This window comes from Kribbella sp. CA-245084 (assembly GCF_050942355.1).
Taxonomy (GTDB): Bacteria; Actinomycetota; Actinomycetes; order Propionibacteriales; family Kribbellaceae; genus Kribbella.
On the sequence record NZ_CP192053.1, the window covers coordinates 2,069,732 to 2,091,608 of the forward strand.

Sequence of the window (21,877 nt, forward strand, 5' to 3'; positions counted from 1 at the left end):
GCGAGCGAGCGCAGCGAGCTCGCCGGGTTTCAGTTTTTGGTGGCTGCTTCTACTAGAGGGAGCACGCGGTGGGGGATCTGCTCCGCCAGGGCGATGACTGTTGAGGCTCTTTGGATGCCTCGGACTATGACTACCTGGTCGATCACGCGCTGCAGGTCGGCGTTGGAGCGCGCGACGATGCGGCACCACAGATCCTCGGCGCCGGTGATCGTGTGGACCTCGAGTACTTCGGGGATGCGGGCCAGCGCCTCGGCGACCGTCGTGTGACCTGAGCCCTGCTCGATCTGCAACGTCGCGAACGCCGTCACCGGGTAGCCGATCGCGGTCGTGTCGATGTCAGGGCCCCAGCCGCGCACCACTCCGTCGCGCTGCAACCTGTCCAGCCGCGCCTGCACAGTGCCCCGCGCGACTCCGAGCCGCCGCGACGCCTCGAGTACGCCGACCCGCGGCTCGGCTGCGAACAACCGCAGGATCCGGCCGTCCAGTTCGTCCACCGACACGAGGCACCTCCGGAGATAGTCAGACTGACCAAATAGTCCAGCGAAGTCGCCAGCATACTGTGCAACCTGATCAGCGAAATAACGAACTGTTGCACAACCTGTCGCCATCCCGCGAGGCTCGGTGCACGTACCCGACCCGGGAGGACCCCGATGACCAGCACCGACCTCACCCCCGCAGAGCTCGACGCCGATCTCGACCTCGACCAGCTCAAGCAGCTCGTCGGCCTGGTGCCGTACGACGAGAGCACCGACCCGTTCCCGGTCACCGCGATGGACGCGGTGGTGTTCGTGGTCGGCAACGCGACGCAGACCGCGAAGTGGTACCAGCTCGCCTTCGGGATGGACCTGGTCGCGTACTCCGGTCCCGAGACCGGCAGCAAGGACAGCAAGTCCTACGTCCTCAAGTCCGGCTCCGGCCGCTTCGTCATCTCCGGCGGCGTGAGCCCGAAGAGCCCGCTGCTCGACCATCACCGCAGGCACGGCGACGGCGTCTCCGACCTTGCCCTCGAGGTCCCGGACGTGGACAAGTGCATCGAGCACGCCCGCAAGGTCGGCGCCGTCGTCCTCGAGGAGCCGAACGACGTCACCGACGAGCACGGTACGGTCCGGCGCGCGGCGATCGCGGCGTACGGCGACACCCGGCACACGCTGATCGACCGGAGCAAGTACGACGGTCCGTACCTGCCCGGCTTCATCGCGGCGACCACCCAGGTCACCCGTCCCGAGGGGCACCCGAAGCGGCTGTTCCAGGCGGTCGACCACGTGGTCGGCAACGTCGAGCTCGGCAAGATGGACGAGTGGGTTGCCTTCTACAACAAAGTCATGGGCTTCGTGAACATGGCCGAGTTCATTGGTGACGACATCGCCACCGACTACTCGGCGCTGATGAGCAAGGTCGTCGCCAACGGCAACCACCGGGTGAAGTTCCCGCTGAACGAGCCGGCGGTGGCGAAGAAGAAGTCGCAGATCGACGAGTTCCTGGAGTTCTACGACGGCGCCGGCGCGCAGCACATCGCGCTCGCGACCAACGACATCCTGCGCACCGTCGACATCATGCGGGCCAACGGCGTCGAGTTCCTCAACACCCCGGACTCGTACTACGAAGATCCCGAGCTGCGGTCCCGGATCGGCAACGTCCGCGTGCCGATCGAGGAGCTGCAGTCGCGCGGCATCCTGGTCGACCGGGACGAGGACGGGTACCTGCTGCAGATCTTCACCGCCCCGATCGGCGACCGCCCGACGGTCTTCTACGAACTGATCGAGCGGCACGGCTCGCTCGGCTTCGGCAAGGGCAACTTCAAGGCGCTGTTCGAGGCGATCGAGCGCGAACAAGAGCGACGCGGCAACCTGTGAACGATCAAAAGCTTGCCGGGCGCAACTGAACACGGCGTGTCGCCGTCCGATTACCGGAATGACTGTTGGGGCAAGCTCCGTTCGCGTAGTGTGCCTTCCTGAGTGGGCGTCGGGGCGTGCACTCAGGAAGGGTTTCGTCATGAAGACACTGGGCATTCTGCTCAGCACCGCGGGACTGGCCGGAGTCGGCGTGCTCACCTTCGCCGCCGCCGCGCCGGCCCAGGCAGCCGAAACGGCCACCTGTTCAGGTGCGAGATCCATCGCGTCGGCGCCGATGCTGCGCGACCACAGACCGCCCAGTTGGGGCACTGTCCGGCTGGTCCGGGACAGCTGCTCGCAGTACTGGGCCGAGATCAGCATGGCGTCGCCGGTAGTGGCCAATGCGAAGGCCAACGCCTTCGTGGTGCAGTACGGCGGCGGTAACAACGGCCGGGTGCTCAGCTGCGACAGCAGTGGCGGCAACGGTTCGGTGATCGCGGGGCAGCGCACCTGCCGGACACCGAAGGTCAAGGGCGGCAGCGGCATCACGTTCGCCGCGATCGGCCGGGAGTACCACAACTACGGCGGCGGCTACGAGGAGATCTCGGAGAACGCCACCAAACGCACCCGCTGACCTGATCCGGACACTGGGACGCTGCACGGTACCGCGCAGTAGTTATTAGGCTCGACAGTATGAGTGACGTTGTCGAGCAGTTGCGTCAGGTCCTGCCGCCGGAAGCACTGGTGACCGATCCGGACCGGATGGAGAGCTACCGGTACGACCGGGCGATGTTCTGCCCGGCCGGGGTGCCGCTTGCCGTCGTGCTGGCGCGGGAGACCGCACACGTGCAGGCGGCGGTGCGGATCGCGGCCGAGGCCGGCGTACCGATCGTGCCGCAGGGCGCGCGGTCCGGGCTGTCCGGCGCCGCCAACGCGCTCGACGGCTGCATCGTCATCTCGCTGGAGAAGATGGACAAGATCCTGGCCATCGAGCCGGTCGATCGGTACGTCGTCACGCAGCCGGGCGTGTACAACGCCGTACTGTCACGTGCCGTGGCCGAGCAGGGCCTGTTCTACCCGCCGGACCCGTCGAGCTGGGAGTTCTGCTCGATCGGCGGCAACCTGTCCACGAACTCGGGCGGCCTGTGCTGCGTCAAGTACGGCGTGACCACGGACTACGTGCTGGGTCTGGAGGTCGTGCTCGCGGATGGGCGCATCCTGCGGACCGGCCGGAAGACCGTCAAGGGCGTCGCGGGGTACGACCTCGCCAAGCTGATCGTCGGCAGCGAGGGCACGCTCGGCATCATCACCGAGGCGACCCTCGCCCTGCGGCCGCAGGCGGCGAAGCCGAAGACGATGGCGGCACTGTTCGGCTCCGGTGTCGAGGCCGGTAACGCGATCCTCGAGATCATCCGCAGCGGCGTGTCGCTCAGCCTGCTGGAGATCATGGACCGCACGACGATCCAGGCCGTCAACAAGTACAAGCGGATGGACCTGCCCGAAGAGGCGGCCGCGATGCTGATCGCGCAGTCCGACGCGGGCGGAGAGGCGGGCGCTTCCGATGTCGCCACGGTCGCCAAGCTGTGCCGCGACAACGGCGCTCTCGAGTGCATCGAGGCCGAGGACGACGCCGAGGGCGAGCTCCTCCTCGAAGGCCGTCGCGTCGCGCTGACGGCCCTGGAGGAGCTCGGTACGACGATGATCGACGACGTCGCCGTACCGCGGTCCCGGCTGGCGGAGTTCATCGGCCGGCTCGAGCAGCTGTCGGCGGAGCTGGACATCACCATCGGCGTACTCGGGCACGCGGGCGACGGCAACATGCACCCGACCGTGGTGTTCGATCAGACCGACCCGGATCAGGCCGATCGCGCGCAGCAGGCGTTCGACCGGGTGATGGAGATCGGGCTCGAGCTCGGCGGCACGATCACCGGCGAGCACGGCGTCGGCGTACTGAAGCGCGCCTGGCTGGCCGAGGAGGTGGGGCCGGTCTCGCTCGACGTGCACCGGGCGATCAAGAACGCGCTGGACCCGAAAAACCTGCTCAACCCCGGCAAGATCGTTGCCGAGTGAGGCAGTACGGCGCTGTGACGCAACCGCAATAGAACTGTCGAGGCCATTCGACGTCCATGCCCGTCGACTGTGACGTCCGGCCGACACTATGGAAGGTAGTTAGCTGAATTCGCGGGGGGACTGGATGCAGGGTAGGAGGCGCCCGATGAGTCTGTGGCGCCGTACCGTGCTGCCTGCCGTCGTGGCTGTGGTCGCGACCGCGGCGCTGTCGGCCTGTGCGAACGGCGGCGGCCTGCGGGTCGAGGGCCCCGAGTCCCCGCCGCCGTCGAGCCCGACGCCGTCCGTTGCCTTCGGCACCACCCAGCCGCACCCGGCGAAGACCCCCGAGGTGGCCGTCGACCTGGCCAAAGTCAGGGTCAGACTGCTCGCCGATCGGCACCTGTCCAGCTACGCGCGGACAGTTCTTTCGAATTGCACCGTGATTTCGCGTTGCCTCAGCAGGGGTAAGACCGTTGATGTATTGCACAGCGGTACACCTCAGCAGATCGTCCTGATCCATACTCTGGAGAAGTTCGTCTTCGGTATCTTCCTGATCGCTATCGAGTCCTCGGGCCCGCGACCGATCTGGAACCTGAACGTCGAGCAACCGACCGTGAACGCCAGCCCCGAAGGGGACCTGGTGGTCGAGTCGAAGATCTTTACGATCAACGACCCGGTCTGCTGCCCGTCGGGCCGACGGGTCGAGGTCTACCGTTGGAACGGTCGGCAGATGATCAAGGTGAGCTCGACGGACCAGTAGGGAGACTGAAGTTCGGTGGTACCGGAAGAACCGGCAGCGCGCATTCTCATGGTCGAGGACGACGCGGTGATCCGTGAGGCGACCCAACTGACCCTCGAACGGCACGGCTACGACGTCACTACGGCCGAAGACGGCCTCGAGGCGATCGAGCGATTCGAGAAGATCCACCCGGACGTCGTGATGCTCGACATCATGCTGCCCGGGCTGGACGGCATCTCGGTCTGCCGACGGGTCCGGGAGACCAGCACGGTCCCGATCGTGATGGTCTCTGCCCGCGGAGACGCGCTCGACGTCGTACTCGGTCTGGAAGCAGGCGCCGACGACTATGTGACCAAACCCTTCGACACCCAGGTGCTGGTGGCTCGGCTGCGGGCGGTGATGCGGCGAGCGGTGTCCGATCCGGAGCGCCCGGCGCCGGCGGCCGGTTCCGGCGTCGAGTCGTTCGGCGACCTCGAGCTGGACCGGGAAGCGCTGGAGGTACGGCGCAGTGGCGCGACCGTGCAGCTGACGCCGACCGAGCTCAAGCTGCTGATCGAGTTCGCCAACAACCCCGGCGTCGTGCTCAGCCGATCGACCCTGCTGCAACGGGTCTGGGACTACGAGTGGGGCGGCGACGGCCGGCTGGTCGACGTACACCTGCAGCGGCTGCGGACCAAGATCGGTGCCGACCGCATCGAAACCGTCCGCGGCTTCGGGTACAAGCTGCGGGCTTAACTGATGGGGTATAGGTCCTGTCTGGTGACCCAGCGCCTACTGCGCGGCACTCGGCACGGCACCTCGCCGCACGGGTGCGAAGGCCACGATGCTCCGCATCGAGACCTTCGCCCCCGCGCGCCGATGCACCGCACCGAGCACCTCCTCGCTACGGCGCTGGATCACCAGACAGGACCAAGTTGATGGGACTGCGCGGCAAGCTCGGTCTCATCTTCCTGCTGGTCTCCGCGCTCGCGATCCTCGTGCTGTGCGTTGCGGTCTACACCCAGGCCCAGTCGGCCCGGCTGGACCGCACGCGCAGTTTCGCGGACGAGCGGATCCAGCTCGCAGCGCAGAGTTACGACACCAACGACGTACCGGTGTTCGGGGCGAAGGTGGACGATCCGGAGCTGCCGCCGCAGCTGCGCGACGCCGTGCTCGAGGGCAAGCGGGCCACGTTCAAGACCGGATCGCCGCACGCGAAGATGTGGGCGGCGGTCGCGGTCAAGGACGGCAAGATCCTCTCGATCGAGCAGGACTACGAGACCAGCGACGACTCGATGAAGGCGCTGCAGCAGGCGTTGCTGCTGGGCGGCATCGGCACGGTCGCGCTGGTCGCCTTGGTCAGCGTGATCCTGGCGGGCAGTCTGTCGAAGCGGATTGTTGCCGTGGCAGGGACGGCGCGGCGGATCGCGGCCGGTGACCTCGACGCGTCGGCAGCCGGAGCCGTTGGCAAAGGCAAGGATGAGGTCCAGTCGCTGGCGACCGCGATCGACACGATGGCCAGCTCGCTCCGTGGCCAACTCGAAGCGGAGCGCCGGTTCACCGCGGACGTGGCCCACGATCTTCGTACGCCGGTGACCGGGCTGACCACTGCGGCCGAGCTGCTTCCGCCCGGGCGACCGAGCGAGCTGGTTCGCGACCGGGCCAAGGTGCTGCGGCGTCTGGTCGAGGACCTGCTCGAGATCGCGCGGTTCGACTCGGGTGTCGAGCAGGCTGACCTGGAGTTGGTCGGTCTCGGCGCCTTCGTCGGATCGGCTGTTGCCCGGTTGCGGATGCAGCAGGCGCTGGCGCCGGACAGCGTGATGGTGCTCCTGCTCGGTCCGGACGAGACGGTGTCGACCGACTCGCGCCGGATCGAGCGGATCCTGGCCAACCTGATTGTCAACGGACTACGGCACGGCAAGCCGCCGGTCGAGGTGACGGTCAGCGGCCGGACCGTCGAGGTGGTTGACCACGGCAACGGTTACCCGGAGGAGTTGATTGCCGAGGGCCCGCGTCGGTTCCGGTCCGGGATGGCCGAACGAGGTGTCGGGCACGGCCTCGGTCTGACGATTGCAGCCGGCCACGCGAAGGTTCTCGGCGCCGAGCTCACCTTCGGTGAGGCGCCGGGCGGCGGTGCACTGGCGCGACTCGTACTGCCGGCCGAGCCTGAGACGCAGTCGTAACACAACCTTTCGCGCCGCCATCGCGTCTTCCCCTCCGTAACACCAACAAAACGAGGGGAAACCAGAACATCATGCGTACTCAGTTCATTCGCCGTTCCGCTGCCGTCGTCGCCGGTCTCGCATTGGCCGGTGGGGGCCTCGGCATCGCCGGCGCCCTGCAGGCCAACGCCGCCACGACGTACACCACCGTCGCGAGCGCGTCGGTCGCGGCGAAGTCGATCACGATCAGGTCGGACAAGGCCACCGCGAAGGCGTGGGCGAAGGTCTCGTTCACCGGCAAGACCAGCGGCATCGCGAAGAACACCGTGGTCCAGGTGCAACGGCTCGAGAACGGCAAGTGGGTCAACTTCCCGGCCACCACCAAGGTGACCAGCAAGGCCACCTACTCGGTGTGGGTGCAGAGCGGCCGCGTCGGCGTGAACAAGTTCCGCGTCGTGGCAGCCGGCACCGCCTCCGCCGCGGCCTCGGTGACCATCACCAAGTAGTCCGGGAGGAGCAGCTTCGGGGGAGCTGCGCCACCGAAGATGGGGACTGTGAATAGGCCATTGCCTATTCACAGTCCCCATTGGGTCTTGCTAGTGCGTGCCGTAGACGTTGAGTTCGGCGGCGGAGCCGAAGACGGCGCCGTTGAGTGAGCTCGTGCCGACCAGCTTCACGTAGCGGCCGGGCTTGGGGGTGAAGTCGATGCGCTGGACCGCGGTCGAGTTGGGGAACTCGCCCGTGGCAACCGGCGTACCCCAGTCCTGACCGTCGGCGCTGACATAGATCTCATAGCCCTTGAACATTCCGTTCGTCCCGCTCTGCCGGGGCAGGTAGCTGAACCCGTTCACGGTGTACGTCGACCCGAGGTCGAGCGTGATGTGGTGCGGGAAGCCGGCCGGAGTTGGCACCTCCGACCAGGCGGAATGCCAGATGGTACTGGGGTTTCCGTCGATCGCCATCGTCGCGGCGCCGCCGGTGGCGACGTCCTCGCTGTCGACGTCCGTCACCTTGATCCGGGACTGCGGCACGATCCCCGGCGGGAGCACGGTCGCCTCCGCACTGATCGTTGCCTGACCACCCGTTGCCGTCAGCACGTACTTTCCTTCTGGCGTACCAGCCGGAGGGGTGACGTCCCATGTCGTCGTCGCAGTTGCTCCCGCCGCGACAGTGGCGTGGGTCGCCGGAGTGGTCGCCGTGACAGTCCAGCTGTCCGGTGCGGTCAGTGCCAATGTGATGTTGCTGGCAGCAACCACGTCGTTGTTGGTGAACGTCGTGGTGACAGTGTTGGCCTCGCCGGATACAAGACCGGTCACGCCCGACACCGCGACGGAGGTGCAGTCCGCCGGCTCCGACGTCGTACCGAGATCGGTGACGGCGAAGTTGTCCATGATGAAGTCGGTCTGGTCGCCGCCGTCGGAGAGTTTGCGCAGACCGACCCAGTAGTCGCCGCCGCAACCGGCCACGAACTCCTGGTTGAACGTCGCCTTGGTCCGCTGCTCGCCGATCGGGGTCGCCTTGACCTCGACCGAGTCCGGACGATCGACGCCCTGGACCCACGCGTACTGGCCGGCGCGACCGCTCTCGTACTCGAAGCTGACCTTGTACTTGTGGCCCGGCTGGAAGTTCACGGTCGACGGGGTGGTCCGGTATACCAAACCGGCGTTCTCCTCGTGCGACTTGAGCGACCAGTCACCGTCGAGCACGTCATCGACCAACTTCCCGTTCCAGCCGGCCTGCGTGTACGGCGCATGCTTCTTCGCCAGCACCGTCCGCGGATCGGTGATCCCGCCCGCGTCCCCCTTCACGAACGGACCCCATCCCTGATCCACATTCTCGAAGTCGTCTACCAAGCCAGCCGCCGGCCGCTTGGTCTCCATGACCCGCACATCGTCGACCCGAACCTTTGCGGCCCCAGCGTCTGCACCCAGTGCTAGATCAGCGGTGCTTCCCTTTGCTGTGAAGACGATTCGGGTTCGCTGGTAGTACGCACCCTGTTTGTCGTCAGAGGCAACCATGTTCTGCGCCGTGGATCTGGTCACGACGTTCTTCGCGCCATCGACGCTCAGAGTTGTCGGCCGCGACTTGCCCGGCTCGACCTCGATCCAAGCAGACGCGCTGTAGGTCCGACCACCCGTCAGCCCGGTGATGGGCTGGCTGATGGACGACTTGCCTGTCCCGAGCGACGCGACGTGCTGGCCGTTCTCGAGAGTGTCGATGGTCGCGCCACCGGTCGCGTTCCAGGCCTTCAGATTGCCCGCGTTGAACCCAGGGTCTTGAAGGTGCGTGCCTTGACCCCAGGCGGCGTCCCGCGGCTTCGGCGCGGCCACCGGGTAAAGCACGTACGGCTTGCCTGCAATCGCATCAAGCGTGACAGCGCCGTGCTGAACCCGGACGGTGGTCGGCTTGGTCCGGCCGGTGTCCGTCAATTGGTAGGCGGTGAAGGTGTTGACGCCGGCGAAGGCTGACGGGACCTGCCAGGTGGTGCGGCCGCCGGTCGGGTTGTAGTGGTAGAGCTTCTTGTTGTTGTCCCACGGGAGCAGGTACTTGTCGCCGTCGAGCACCTTCGCGTTCCCGACGTACACCGCGCGCTTGCCGTTCTCGACCGCGCCGCGGACGCCGCCGGTGAACGTGATGTCGTTCGCGTTCCAGTCGAGGATCTTCTGCTGCTGGAGGAACTTGGTCGGCAGGTTCTGCTTCCAGATGTTCGCGGAGAACTTGTTCCAGTCGGTCTCGCCGGTCCAGCCTTCGAACTCGACGATGCTGGCCTGGCCGAGGATCGGGTCGTTGTTCCAGACATCCTTCTCGTGGTTGCGGACGAAGCGGATGATCTGCGAGTTCAGGCCCTTGTTCGTCGGGCCGCCGTAGTCGAGGTCGTTGGCCCAGTGCGACCACAGCGACGTACGCTCGTGCCGGTCGGCCCACTCGGTCGCGATCTGCCAGCCCTGGTCGGACAGCTGACGGGTGAGGCCGTCGGCGAGCCAGCCGGACTGGTAGTAGACGTCGATGTACAGCTCCTGCAGGTTCTTGTCGGTCTCGTCGCGGAGCTGCTGGAACCGCTTCACGATGTTGCCGGAGGCAAGATCCGGGCGCTGCTTGATGTAGTAACTCTGGTTCAGCCAGTTCCAGCCCTTGGCCGTCTTGTCGACCAGGTCCTCGCTGAACGCGTTCGCCTCCGGGTAGGACTCGGTCGCGTTCACGTGGACGCCGAAGGCGGCGTTCCAGTCCTTGCCCTGCTTTAGCAGGGTATTGAGGTCGGTCAGCCCGCCGGCGCGGAGGTTGTAGTTGCCGCCGTAGTCCGGGTGACCCGAGTCGTGGCCCTCCGACGCGTACCCCTTGAGGATCGCCATCTGGCCGAGCCCGTCGGTCGAGAGCGAGATCCGCTTGACGTCGTCGAGCGTCCGCAGGAACGGGTGCGTCGCCTGGCTGGCGAAGTTGAACGGGATGTGCGTGATCACGCGGTCCTTGACCTGGTCGCCGCCGTTCGGCTCGACCATGATCGAGCGGAACGCGACCGCGCCGTCCTCCCAGTCGACGGTCTTGTCGTGGTTCGCGTCTGGCGTCACCACGACCTTCGCCCAGGGCAGCGGCTCGGTGTACGGCGAGGTGTCGGCGCGGTACGTCCACTGACCGCTCCAGACGCCGACGCGCGTACTGCCGTCCGCGCCCTTACGGGCCTGATGCCAGAACCGGGCGCCGTCGTCGACCGATTGACCGGACGGCTTGTCGTACGTCGAGTTGGACTCGATCCCCGCGGCCAGCCCGCTCGTGTTGACGAACGCGTACGCCGCTCCGGTCGCCGACGTCTCGCCCGGAGTGGCCGCGGTGACCGGCGTGATCTTGTCGGCGGTGCGCGTCGAGTCCGGGTCGAGCGTGGTGAACGCGGTGGTGGCGCCGGCGTCCGTACTCGCGACCGAGACCAGGTCCTGGTTCGGAATGTCGATTGTGTGCACGCGACTCGCCTCGCTGTCGCGGACCGCGTCGATCGCGAACTTCGTCACCCGCCCGGACACGCTCAGACTCGCGTCGAGCTGGACGTCGGGCAGTGCGTCGAAGGCGAGCGTGTACGACGCGCGCCCGTTGCGGACCGTCGGCGCCTGCGTGAGATGCGCGGTCCGGGCGGTGCCGTCGATCGTGACCGTCGAGATCGCGTCCGGTTGGCCGCCGAGGACCTGCCCGGAGGCGTTGTCGATGTACTTGATCACCCGGGGAGAGTCCGCCCCGACGGTGACCGTCAATTCGTTCGACCGCAGGGTCAGGTCGCCGGCGGCGTGCGCACCTGAGGGCACGCTCAGCACACCGGCAGCCAACGCTACAGCCAGTACTCCACACCCCACTGAACGTTTCATGCCGGAAAAGTTCGCACGTAACCGCTAACTCGTCAAGAGAAACGAACACTAATGAACAACTTTCGCCTCGCCTTCGGCATCGGCACGGGAAAGGCGGGGGTGGTTTTAGGGCGCTCGCCGGGCGGTGGCCGGGCGGTGGTCGTGGCGTAGGGAGGGCGAGGTGGGTGGTGGTGCCGGGAGGGCGAGGTGGGTGGTGGTGCCGGCAGGGCGAGGTGGGTGGTGGTGCCGGGAGGGGCTGGGTCAGGCTGGGGGTTGGTGGGTGGGGGTGATGCGGCCGGTTACCTCGCCTAGGCCTAGGCGGGTGCCGGTGGGGGTGGTGGCCCAGGCGGCGATGGTTACCTCGTCGCCGTCTTCTAGGAAGGTGTGTTCCTTGCCGGCTACGACGAGGGGTTCGCGGCCGCCCCAGGTGAGTTCTATGAACGAGCCTCGTTGGTTTTTGGCGGGGCCGCTGACGGTGCCGGAGGCGTACAGGTCGCCGGTGCGGACGGTGGCGCCATTGACGGTCAGGTGGGCGAGCATCTGAGCAGGGGACCAGTAGACGTCGCGGTACGGCGGCGTACTGACGAGGTGACCGTTGAGGCGGACCTCGAACGTGATGTCGTAGTTCGGGAGGTTCTCCCCGGCCAGGTATGGAAGGACGGGCGGGTCCTGTGCCGGCAGCGGGACAGTGCCCAGCGCGTCGAGGGAGACGACCCACGGGGAGATCGACGTCGCGAACGACTTGCCGAGGAACGGGCCGAGGGGGACGTACTCCCACGCCTGCAGATCGCGCGCGGACCAGTCGTTCACGAGCACCACGCCGTACACGTGATCCTCGAAATCATCAACGGACACAGGCTTTCCGAGCATCGAGGGCGCACCGACGACGTACCCGAGCTCAACCTCGATATCCAACCGCTGCGACGGACCGAACGTCGGCGCGACCGCATCCGGCGCCTTGCGCTGACCGCTAGGCCGGACGATATCGGTGCCGCTGGCAACGATCGTGCCGGCCCGGCCGTGGTACCCGACTGGGAGGTGTTTCCAGTTCGGCAGCAGCGGCTCCGAGTCCGGACGGAACAGCCGGCCGAGGTTCGTCGCGTGCTGCTCGGAGGCGTAGAAGTCGACGTAGTCCGCGACCTGGAACGGCAGCTGCATGGTGACCGCGGACTGCGGGATCAGATGCGGCTCGACCGTGTCCCGGTCGTTGGCATTGCGAACCAACTCGAGCAGCCAACTACGCGTCGCCCGCCAGGCCGGCCGGCCCAGGGCGAGGAACGCGTTCAACGTCGGCTCGGCGAACAGTTGCGCCCCGTCCAGCATCTGCGCCGACGCGACCGGCGCGAGGTCGATGATCTGGTCCCCGATCGCGGCGCCGACCCGCGGCTCCTCGTCCCCGTGCCGGAACACGCCGAGCGGCAGGTTGTCCGGCCCGAACGGCGAACCCTCCGGGATGTCGATCCAGCTCATCAACCCTCCATCAAACCCAGTGTCGTCAAGTCGTGCCGCGGTTCGTCGATGCTGCACGAGCCGAACGACGTGAACCATCGCCGGGTGCTCACGGCCTGATCGTCGGTCAGCTCACGGGCCCGAACGGCAAGCACCTGCCCGTCCCGCTCGTTCAGAACCGAGGTCACCTCGTCGTGCGCCGCGCCGTCGAGCGACGCCCGCGTGGCCAGCAGTACGTTAAGGAAGCCGTGGTGCTCGAAGCCCGAGTCTTCCGCCGTATGACGGACCGCGTTGTGCAGCCCGGCCGTGCACTTGAACGGCACTTCGCGGTCCAGGCAGGCGATGACGAACGACGCCACCTGGTCCGCCGACGGGAACAGCGACGCGTCGAGTCCGCCGGTCCGGAGTTTGGCGGCGTACCCGGCGTCGGCGACCACGTCGAGCGCGCGCTCCCACGCTCCGTTCAGACCGATCTCGACGTACGCCGTCTCCTCGTCGAAGCAGTCGTCACACGCCCGTACGACGCGCAGCGCGTTCCGCGACAGGTCGTCCTCGTCGCGCAGCCGGACCTCGACCGCGGTCACCTCGACGTCCTTCGAGCGGTCGCCCCAGCGGATCGCGGGCTCGATCCCGCCGGCGCCTCCGGAGATCACGACCGACACGCGGAGCGGCCCGTCGGCGGAGCGCGCTGCCTCGGCGGCGACGTCCATCAGGTCCTCGTCGGTGCAGACGAACGGCCCGACGAGCTCGGCGTACGGCGAGGTCAGATGAGCCCGGTGTGCGGTGACGGCCTCGGCCATCGGCAGGTTCCCCGGCGGGAACATAGCAGCGTCGTCGACCAGGTGCCGGAACAAGGCGGGGACGGTTGACATGGCCCTGAGCCTAACGGATGCTTTCGGTAAGCGGACGCACGCGTTCGATTATCGGATACTCTGGAGCAATTCTGATGGCGTTCTACCGGCAGGTCGGGGAAGTTCCGCCGAAGCGGCACACCCAGTTCCGGAAACCGGACGGCGGGCTGTACTACGAGGAGCTGATGGGGGAGGAGGGGTTCTCGTCGGACTCGTCGCTGCTCTACCACGCCGGCGTGCCGTCCGCGATCGTCGATTCGCAGGTGTGGGACCTCCCCGACCTGGCCACCGTCGCCAACCACCCGCTCACCCCGCGACACCTCAAGCTGCACGACCTGTTCACCGAGACCTCCAAGTCGAACGCCGTAGAGGACCGTCGGCTGGTGCTCGGGAACGGTGACGTCCGGATCTCGTACGTCGTGGCGGAGCAGCCCTCGCCGTACTACCGGAACGCGATCGGCGACGAGTGCGTGTACGTCGAGAAGGGCTCGGCGACGGTCGAGACGGTGTTCGGCGTACTGAACGCCGTCCAGGGCGACTACGTGATCATCCCGCGCGCGACCACGCACCGCTGGCTGCCCGGGCCGGAGGGCGTGCACGCGTACGCGATCGAGGGAAACTCGCACATCGCGCCGCCCAAGCGCTACCTGTCCCGCTACGGGCAGTTCCTCGAGCATTCGCCGTACTGCGAACGCGACCTCCACCCCACCACCGAGCCGCTCGTCGTCGACGGGACCGACGTCGAGGTGCTGGTGAAGCACCGCGGGAACGGGGCCGGCGGGATCGTCGGCAGCCGGATGACGTACGCGACGCACCCGTTCGACGTGGTCGGCTGGGACGGCTGTCTGTACCCGTACACGTTCAACGTGAGCGACTTCGAGCCGATCACGGGGCGGGTGCATCAGCCGCCGCCCGTGCATCAGGTGTTCGAGGGCTACAACTTCGTGGTCTGCAACTTCGTGCCGCGGAAGGTCGACTACCACCCACTCTCGGTGCCGGTGCCGTACTACCACTCGAACGTCGACTCCGACGAGGTGATGTTCTACTGCGGCGGCGACTACGAGGCGCGGAAGGGCTCCGGGATCGGGCTCGGCTCGATCTCGCTGCACCCCGGCGGGTACGCGCACGGTCCGCAGCCGTCGGCGATCGAGGCCTCGCTCGGAGCGGAGCGGTTCGAGGAACTGGCCGTCATGGTCGACACCTTCCGCCCGCTCGAACTGGGCGAGGGCGGCCGGGCCGTCGACGACGGCGTCTACGCCTGGACCTGGGCGGGTCGCCGCAAGTCGTAACGGTCTGTGGGATTCTTTCCCGTGTGAGTGAGGACGGGGACACATCGCAACAGGTAGTCGAAGAGCTTTCAGCGGAGCCGGAACCGGAGTCGGGTGAATCGCCGGAGGTGGACGTGCAGGTGCCGCCGCGGGACCCCGGGGCGCCATTTGTCGTGGGCATCGACCGGGACGCAGTGGTACGCCGGCGCGAGGTCGTGCGGACCGTGGAGCGCCGCGGCGCCTGGATCACGCTGGCGATCGGCGTGGTCGGCATCGTCGCCGCGATCTACGCGATGCTGGCCTTCCGCGGCTCGGGGATGTGGCCGTTCGCGATCTTGTTGATCCTGGCAATGATCCCGCTGGTCCTCAGCACGGTGATGGTGTACCGGCTGCAGGCCGAGCGGCAGCAGTGGTACGCCTCCAACGAGCTGCAACCGGTCGCGATGCGGATGTCGCTCAAGGGGCTCGAGCTCGCGTGCGACGGAGCGGCGTACCCGGTCGTCCTGCAGTGGCACGCGGTCCGCGGCTTCCGGCAGCAGAAGCTGCTGGGTCAGTACGTGCTCGACCTCGATCTGGTGCCTGGTGTGAGCGCGACCACGGCCGGTGTCCGCGGTCTTGATCAGGCGCCGGTCCGCAGCGTGGTCAAGCCCAACCCGCTCCTGCGCCCCACCGGCCTGTTCCTGGTGAAGGCGCTGGACCAGCCCGTCCACATCATCGACGAGGCCATGAAGCACTTCTCCGGCGGCACTGCGCAGGTCCGGCGCTAGCTCTAGCAGGGCAGGGAGCGGTACGTGTAGCCCAGCTTCGTCAGCTTGGTGAGCGCGCTGTCCAGGGCCGCGACGGTCTCGGAGCGGTTGCCGCCGCCGTCGTGCATCAGAATGATCGCGCCAGGGCGAGCGCCGGACATGATCGCGTGCTCGATGTGGGCGGTACCGGGCTTCTCCCAGTCCTCGGTGTCGACGTCCCAGAGGACCTCACGCTGGTGGTACTCCGCAGCGACCGCGTGGACGATCGCGTTCGTGGCACCCTCCGGCGGCCGCAGGCACTTCGACCTCATGCCTTGACCGACCTCCTGCCGCACCTTCGCCTCGGGCAGATGGGTGAGCGTCTTGTGGTCGTACGTGTGGTTGCCGACGTGATGCCCGGCGGCGCGCTCGGCCGTGACCAGCTCCGGGAACTGCGCCACCTGGATCCCGATGACGAAGAACGTCGCCTGCGCGTGGTGCTTCCGCAGTACCTGCAGGATCTTCGGTGTCCACTCGTGCTGCGGGCCGTCGTCGAAGGTCAGGTACAGGACCTTGCCGTGGCTGGTCAGGTTCCAGTCGTCGACGGGCGGCTTGGGCGCCGGCGGTTTGACGGCCGGTTGGGTGGGTTTCGTCGACGACGGCGCGCCTCGCTTGGACGTGGTCGACGTACTCAGGAGTCCGTGACTCGACGCCTGGACCGCGGGTTTCGCGGACGTGGTCGAGTGTTTGGACGGACTGGCGGCTTGGGCTAGGACGGCACCGCAGAGCAGGGCGGCGACCAACGGCAGAAGTTTGCCGGGCGGCTTGGTCATGCACGGCATCCTCTCGCGCCGGGTGGTTCATCCGGGCACCGGGTCGCCCTTAGGGTGGCCCTCAGGCCGGAGATCCCGGCGGCAGACCAGTGAGGCGGCTGATGACCGACAGCGGTGAGCGTACGACGATGACCAGACGAACCCTGATCGGTGGAGCATCCGCCCTGGCCGCAGCCGGGTTCACGGCTGTCCCGGCGTACGCCGGTGGACCCGGCCACGGCCGGACCGTCCGGTTGAGCGTGATGGGCACGACCGACCTGCACGGCAATGTCTTCAACTGGGACTACTTCAAGAACACCGAGTACGACGACTCCGCGCACAACGACATCGGCCTGGCGAAGATCTCGATCCTCGTCACCGCGGTCCGGGACCGCATCGCCGCGGACCGCCACGCGCCGCGCCCGCTCCTGCTCGACGCCGGTGACACCATCCAGGGCACCCCGCTGTCGTACTACTTCGCCAAGATCGAGCCCATCACCGGCGGTCACACGCACCCGATGGCCGCCGCGATGAACCAGATCGGGTACGACGCGGCCGCGCTCGGGAACCACGAGTTCAACTACGGGATCGAGATCCTGCGCAAGTTCCAGCGGCAGTTGCGGTTCCCGCTGCTCGGCGCGAACGCTCAGGATTGGACCACCGGGCTGCCCGCGTTCCCGCCGTACGTGCTGAAGCGGGTGCAGGTGCCGGGCGAGAAGCCGATCACCGTCGGCATCCTCGGCCTGACCAACCCGGGGATCGCGATCTGGGACAAGGCGAACGTCGAGAACAAGCTGAAGTTCGGCGGCATCGTCGAGCTGGCCAAGATCTGGGTACCGCGGGTCCGCAAGGCCGGCGCCGACATCGTGATCGCGTCCGTGCACTCGGGCATGGACCTGTCCTCGTCGTACGGCGACGCGCTGCCGTACCCGGAGAACGCGTCCGTCCTGATGGCCGAGACGGTCCCCGGCATCGACGCCGTACTCGTCGGTCACGCGCACCTGGAGATCCCCGAGCGCCTCGTCACGAACAAGACCAGCGGCGAGCAGGTCGTGCTGAGCGAGCCGCTGAAGTGGGGCATGCGGCTGTCCCTGATCGACCTCGACCTGCAGAAGGTCCGTGGCCAGTGGAAGGTTGTCGGTCGGCATAGCCAGGTGCTGAACGCGAACACGGTCGACGCCGATCCTGCCGTCGTCGCGCTGCTGCAGAAGGACCACGACAAGGTCGTCGAGTACGTCAACTCGAAGATCGGCACCTGCACCGAGGCGATGTCCGCGGCCACGGCGCCGTGGGAGGACACGGCCGCGCTCGACTTCGTCAACTTCATCCAGGCGGATGCTGTCTCGAAGGCTTTGGTCGGTACGCCGCAGGAGTCGCTGCCTGTGCTGGCGATCGCCGCGCCGTTCAACCGGGCGGCTGCGATTCCGGCCGGCGATGTGTCGATCCGCGATGTCGCCGGGCTGTACGTCTTTGACAACACGCTGCTCGCGGTGACGATGACTGGCGCGGAGATCAAGGACTATCTGGAGTTCTCGGCGCAGTACTACAAGCAGGTGACCGGGGCCGGGCCGTTCCCGTCCGACCAGGTGACCAACGCGCCGACTTCGACCGCGCCGAACGGTACGCCGGACTACAACTACGACGTCCTCGGCGGGCTGACCAAGCCACTGACCTACAAGATCGATATCGCCAAGGGTGTGGGGGCGCGCATCACGGACCTTGCGTACGACGGGGTCGCGGTGGCGGCCGACCAGCAATTCGTTGTCGCAGTCAACAACTACCGCCAGTCCGGCGGCGGCAACTTCCCGCACGTCTCCACCGCGCCGGTCGTCTACAACCGCCAGGTAGAAATCCGCCAACTGATGATCGACTACGTCACCGCCACCGGCGAGGTCGACCCAACCACCTTCCACACGGTCGACTGGTCCCTAACCTCCAACGGCACCCCGATCGTGATCACCGCCTGACGCTTGCCTTCGCTGTGCTGTGCCAGTCCGGGTGGCCTGGCATGGGAGGGGTTGTAGGGCTGTAGAGCCAGTTGTCGAAGTACTGCGTGAGGTTGCGCCCGCTGACCTGGTTCGCGACGTCGATGTAGTCCTGCGTCGTCGCGTTCCGGTCGCGGTAGCGGTCGAAGAAGGTCTGCTCGATCCGCCGGAACGTCTGCTCGCCGACGATCGTGTTCAGGCCGGTGAGCATCAACTGACCGGGTGCGTCGGTGTCGAACAGCAGCCCGATCGGGTTGTCGACCCGCCCCATCGGGCCGGACTCGTCGCGGTTCTGCTGGTCGGCTGCGTAGAGGTCCTTGAGCTCGGCGTTCAGGTCGGTGAAGCCGCGGGCGGCGGCGTACTTGCGTTCGTAGTAGCGGGCGTGGCCTTCGCTCAGCCACATGTCGTCCCAGCTGCGGACGGCGACCGCGTCACCGAAGTACTGGTGCGTCATCTCGTGGACGAGCGTCGGCGCCTCGTCCTTCGGCGGCAGGGAGAGCCCGGCACCGAACGTCGACAGCGTGGCGGTCTCGAGCGCGACACCGTCGTACCCGCTCGCCAGCCCGAGTACGCCGTACTGCTCGAATGGGAACGGTCGCCCGATCTGCCCCTGCAGCCAGGCCAACTGGGCCGGTGTCTCCCTCGCGGTGACCTCCATCGCGTCCGTCAGCGGATGTCCTTGCAGCGACAGCTTCGTGAGGTAGCTCCGGACCGGCAATCCGTGCGGTCCTGTCTGGCGGAGCTCACGAAACTTGCCGACGGCAATCTGTACGACGTCGGTCGGGATCGGGTGTGCCGTTTGGTATACCCAAGTGGTGTCGCTGCCGATCCGGTACTTCGTGATCAGCCGACCGCCGGCGACACCCATCCGATCGTTCGGCGCCGTGATGCGGATCGTGAACCTGGCCTTGTCGCTCGGGTGATCGTTCGACGGGAACGCGAGATGCGCTCGGTCCGGCTGGCTCATGATGGCGAAGCCGTCCGCGGTGTTGTTCCAGAACTCGAGCGGGTACGGCGTGCCGGCGGGCCAATGCACGCTCGCGGGCGGCGGGTTCAGTGACCGATCGGCCGTGTAGACGACGCGCACGGTGAACGGGAGGTGGTTGTGAATCGCCCGCGCCGGGGTGACCGTCAACTTCTCGCCGGCCTGCTGGTACTTCGCCGGTCGTCCGTCCACGGTGACCGACGAGATCGCCTGCCCGACCGAGTCGAGCCCGAACCGCGACAGGTCCTGCGTCGCGACCGCCCGCATGGTGACCGCGCCGGGCATCTTCGTCGTCCCAGTTTGGTATACCAAACTCACGTCGTAGCTCTGCGCGTCGTACCCTCCGTTGCCCAGTCCCGGAAACAGCCGATCGCCGAGGTCCTGCGCACCGGGCGTCGCCGCGTAGGCACTGCTCACCCCGAGCGGGAGCAGGACGATGGTTGCCGCGAGCAAACTACCGAGCCGTCGTCTGGTTGCCATGTACCCCCAGACTTCCTGACAACGGCCCGGGGTACATCGGTCCTCGAGCTCAAACTGACCTAGTACCAAAGTGGTAGACCATCATCGGTTCGTCGAAGGCTCTACGGTGGTGGCATGCGGCTCGCGTGGTGGGACGGCAAGGTCCGGACCCTCATCTTCGACGTTCTGCTCGCCGCGGCGGTTACCGCCGGCACACTGCTGGACATCACGAACAACGGCACGCTGCGCTGGTACGGCGCCGTGTTCCTTGGGGTGTTGTTCTGCGGGATGGTGATCCGTCGGCGGTTTCCTTTGCTGTTCGCCGTGCTCGCTCCAGTCAGTCAGGTGTTCCCGAGCGTGCCGGTGAGCATCGCGGCGTACACCGCGGCGAGCCGCAAGGGCTTGCATTGGTATACCGCAGTCTCGGCCGTGATCGGCGCGATCGTGATCGTCGTGTGGCCGGTCCCCGGGCGGAGCCACCTCTCCTGGGCCGAACAGGCCGCTTCTGTCGCGTTGTTCGTCGGCGGTCCGGTCCTGCTCGGACTTTGGGCATACCAAAGGCGCGCGTTGCTCGCCGCCCTTCGCGATCGCGCCGACCAGGCAGAGCGCGAGCGCGACCTCCGCTCCGAGCGCGCGGTGACCGACGAGCGACGCCGGATCGCCCGCGAGATGCACGACGTGGTCGCGCACCGAGTGAGCGCCATTGCGCTGCAGTCGGGCGCGTTGACGATGACCGCGCCGGACGAGCAGACCGAGAAAGTTGCCGAGATCATCCGCAGGACGAGTACGTCGGCGCTCACCGAACTGCGCGAGATCCTTCAGGTACTCCGGGACGAGCTGCCCTGGGAGCCGGGCCATGTCGCGCCGTCGATCGGTGGGGTGCCTGTGCTGGTCGCGGACGCGGAATCGACGGGGCAGATTGTCTCGCTGGACTTGGCGGATCCGGTTCCCGAGGCGTCGTCTGCCGTCGGGCGGGCGGCGTACCGGGTGGTGCAGGAGGCGCTGACGAACGCGGCCAAGCACGCGCCGGGTGTTCGCGTAACCGTGAGGATCGTTGCTGAGGGCGACGATTTGACCGTCGAGGTGACGAATCCGCGGGGCGTCGTGGGAGTCGCCGTACCAGGGTCGGGGTACGGGTTGCTAGGGATGCGAGAGCGGGTCTCGCTGGCCGGCGGTCGGCTCGAGACCGGGTGGGACGGCGGAGTGTTCCGGGTCAAGGCGGTGTTCGGGCTGAAGGCGGAGGAATGACGATCAAGGTGCTGCTCCTCGACGACGAGGAGCTCGTACGCAGCGGCATCCGGCTGATCCTGCAGGCCGGCGGGACGGCCGAGGTCGTTGCCGAGGACACCGATGGTTCGCGCGTGGTCGAACTGGTCGAGAAGTACACTCCGGACCTCGTGCTGACAGACATCCAGATGCCCAAGGTGAACGGCATCGAGATCACTCGCCGAGTGAACGCCCTGCCAGCTCCACCACCTGTTGTAGTTCTCACGACCTTCGACCTGGACGAGTACGTCTACGAAGCACTCCAGGCAGGCGCCATGGGCTTTCTCCTGAAGGACATCGCCCCTAGGGCACTGGTCGACGCCGTAGAGCAAGCCGTCCAAGGCGACTCGATGCTGTCGCCCCAGATCACCAAACGCCTAATCGCGGCCTACACCGCCCGCCCAGCTCCACCGGGATGGCGGCGAGGGGCCGCGGGGAGGAAAGGCGCGGGCAGCACGTCCAGCACGTCCAGCGGGAGTGGCGCAGGTGGTGTGGGCGGCGCAGCTGGTGCGGGCGGCTCAGGTAGTGCGGGCGCGTGGGGTGCTGTACTCGAGCGAGCCGGAGGCGGAGCAGCCTCGCGCGGCGCAGATGGTCCGCGCGATGAGGGCGGCGGAGGCGGGGCGGCCTCGGGTGGCTCAGGTGGTGCGGGTGGGTGGGGTGATGCTGCACGCGAGGGAGGCGGAGCTGGAGCGGCCTCGGGCGGTGACGGCGCGTGGGGCTACGACGTTCTGGAGGAATTGACGCCGCGAGAGCGGGAGGTTGCGATGGCGGTAGGCGAGGGTTTAAGCAACGCGGAAATCGCACGGCGGCTCGAGCTGCGGGAGTCGACGGTGAAGGTACACGTCACGCACATCCTGGCCAAGCTCGCCGTACCCAACCGCACCAAGATCGCCCTCCTGATCCACGACGCCGGCTTGGCCTAGAACCCCGGCCGTTTCTCCTTATAAGTAAGGGGTTCGAGGTACCCGCCGATTTGGCCGAGACCTGA

Annotated in this window: 18 protein-coding genes; 12 read left to right on the top strand and 6 right to left on the bottom strand. The window is 67.2% G+C overall.

The features are described from left to right. Positions 1 to 29: 29 nt before the first annotated feature. A complete protein-coding gene (locus ACQPYH_RS10125) occupies positions 30 to 494 on the bottom strand; it encodes an Lrp/AsnC family transcriptional regulator (RefSeq protein ID WP_363872485.1) in 465 nt (154 codons plus the stop codon). Positions 495 to 650: 156 nt separating this feature from the next. Between ACQPYH_RS10125 and hppD the strand changes: the two genes are divergently transcribed. From hppD to ACQPYH_RS10160, 7 genes are all read left to right on the top strand, one after another. Then, a complete protein-coding gene (gene hppD / locus ACQPYH_RS10130; protein WP_432889379.1) occupies positions 651 to 1,853 on the top strand; it encodes a 4-hydroxyphenylpyruvate dioxygenase in 1,203 nt (400 codons plus the stop codon). Between the two features lie 139 nt (positions 1,854 to 1,992). Next, positions 1,993 to 2,466, top strand: a complete 474-nt coding sequence (locus ACQPYH_RS10135; protein WP_432889381.1) for a hypothetical protein — start codon at positions 1,993 to 1,995, stop codon at positions 2,464 to 2,466. A gap of 59 nt (positions 2,467 to 2,525) precedes the next feature. Further along, complete coding sequence (locus ACQPYH_RS10140; RefSeq protein ID WP_432889383.1) at positions 2,526 to 3,902, top strand: FAD-binding oxidoreductase; 1,377 nt, start codon at positions 2,526 to 2,528, stop codon at positions 3,900 to 3,902. Between the two features lie 145 nt (positions 3,903 to 4,047). Further along, positions 4,048 to 4,641 carry a hypothetical protein gene (locus ACQPYH_RS10145; RefSeq protein WP_432889385.1) on the top strand — a complete coding sequence of 198 codons (594 nt, stop codon included), beginning with the start codon at positions 4,048 to 4,050 and terminating at the stop codon, positions 4,639 to 4,641. Between the two features lie 15 nt (positions 4,642 to 4,656). After that, positions 4,657 to 5,355 carry a two-component system response regulator CseB gene (gene cseB / locus ACQPYH_RS10150; RefSeq protein ID WP_137253224.1) on the top strand — a complete coding sequence of 233 codons (699 nt, stop codon included), beginning with the start codon at positions 4,657 to 4,659 and terminating at the stop codon, positions 5,353 to 5,355. A gap of 182 nt (positions 5,356 to 5,537) precedes the next feature. After that, complete coding sequence (locus ACQPYH_RS10155; protein ID WP_432889387.1) at positions 5,538 to 6,782, top strand: HAMP domain-containing sensor histidine kinase; 1,245 nt, start codon at positions 5,538 to 5,540, stop codon at positions 6,780 to 6,782. Between the two features lie 71 nt (positions 6,783 to 6,853). Next, entirely contained in the window at positions 6,854 to 7,267 is a 414-nt protein-coding gene (locus ACQPYH_RS10160) for a hypothetical protein (RefSeq protein ID WP_432889389.1), read from the top strand. Positions 7,268 to 7,357: 90 nt separating this feature from the next. On the opposite strand, the gene ACQPYH_RS10165 is transcribed toward ACQPYH_RS10160, so the two are convergent. The 3 genes from ACQPYH_RS10165 to ACQPYH_RS10175 all read right to left on the bottom strand — a co-directional run bounded on the left by ACQPYH_RS10165 (position 7,358) and on the right by ACQPYH_RS10175 (position 13,410). Continuing rightward, on the bottom strand, positions 7,358 to 11,110 hold the full coding sequence (locus ACQPYH_RS10165; protein WP_432889391.1) for an endo-alpha-N-acetylgalactosaminidase family protein: 3,753 nt from the start codon (positions 11,108 to 11,110) through the stop codon (positions 7,358 to 7,360). 240 nt (positions 11,111 to 11,350) lie between these two features. Continuing rightward, positions 11,351 to 12,559: a fumarylacetoacetase gene (gene fahA, locus ACQPYH_RS10170; RefSeq protein ID WP_432889393.1), complete on the bottom strand. Its 1,209-nt coding sequence runs from the start codon at positions 12,557 to 12,559 to the stop codon at positions 11,351 to 11,353. Then, entirely contained in the window at positions 12,559 to 13,410 is an 852-nt protein-coding gene (locus tag ACQPYH_RS10175; RefSeq protein ID WP_432889395.1) for a hypothetical protein, read from the bottom strand. Before ACQPYH_RS10175 ends, fahA begins: the two co-directional genes overlap by 1 nt. Before the next feature lie 74 nt (positions 13,411 to 13,484). On the opposite strand from ACQPYH_RS10175, the gene ACQPYH_RS10180 reads away from it, so the two are divergent. Next, a complete protein-coding gene (locus tag ACQPYH_RS10180; RefSeq protein ID WP_432889397.1) occupies positions 13,485 to 14,678 on the top strand; it encodes a homogentisate 1,2-dioxygenase in 1,194 nt (397 codons plus the stop codon). Between the two features lie 23 nt (positions 14,679 to 14,701). Beyond that, the gene (locus ACQPYH_RS10185; RefSeq protein ID WP_432889399.1) at positions 14,702 to 15,424 is read left to right on the top strand and encodes a hypothetical protein; all 723 of its coding nucleotides are present in this window, start codon (positions 14,702 to 14,704) and stop codon (positions 15,422 to 15,424) included. A gap of 2 nt (positions 15,425 to 15,426) precedes the next feature. Here the strand turns inward: ACQPYH_RS10185 and ACQPYH_RS10190 are convergent, their stop codons facing one another. Then, positions 15,427 to 16,215 (bottom strand): polysaccharide deacetylase family protein, encoded by a 789-nt coding sequence (locus ACQPYH_RS10190; protein ID WP_432889401.1) that lies wholly within the window; start codon positions 16,213 to 16,215, stop codon positions 15,427 to 15,429. 128 nt (positions 16,216 to 16,343) lie between these two features. On the opposite strand from ACQPYH_RS10190, the gene ACQPYH_RS10195 reads away from it, so the two are divergent. Then, positions 16,344 to 18,161, top strand: coding sequence for a bifunctional metallophosphatase/5'-nucleotidase (locus tag ACQPYH_RS10195; protein WP_432889403.1), 1,818 nt, complete (start codon positions 16,344 to 16,346; stop codon positions 18,159 to 18,161). On the opposite strand, the gene ACQPYH_RS10200 is transcribed toward ACQPYH_RS10195, so the two are convergent. Then, complete coding sequence (locus ACQPYH_RS10200) at positions 18,151 to 19,644, bottom strand: M1 family metallopeptidase (RefSeq protein ID WP_432889405.1); 1,494 nt, start codon at positions 19,642 to 19,644, stop codon at positions 18,151 to 18,153. The genes ACQPYH_RS10195 and ACQPYH_RS10200 overlap by 11 nt on opposite strands. 114 nt (positions 19,645 to 19,758) lie before the next feature. Here ACQPYH_RS10200 and ACQPYH_RS10205 point away from each other — a divergent pair, with 114 nt between their 5' ends. Both ACQPYH_RS10205 and ACQPYH_RS10210 read left to right on the top strand, forming a co-directional pair. Further along, entirely contained in the window at positions 19,759 to 20,871 is a 1,113-nt protein-coding gene (locus ACQPYH_RS10205; RefSeq protein ID WP_432889407.1) for a histidine kinase, read from the top strand. Then, entirely contained in the window at positions 20,868 to 21,812 is a 945-nt protein-coding gene (locus tag ACQPYH_RS10210; RefSeq protein ID WP_432889409.1) for a response regulator, read from the top strand. The genes ACQPYH_RS10205 and ACQPYH_RS10210 overlap by 4 nt, the downstream gene beginning before the upstream one ends. Positions 21,813 to 21,877: the final 65 nt, after the last annotated feature.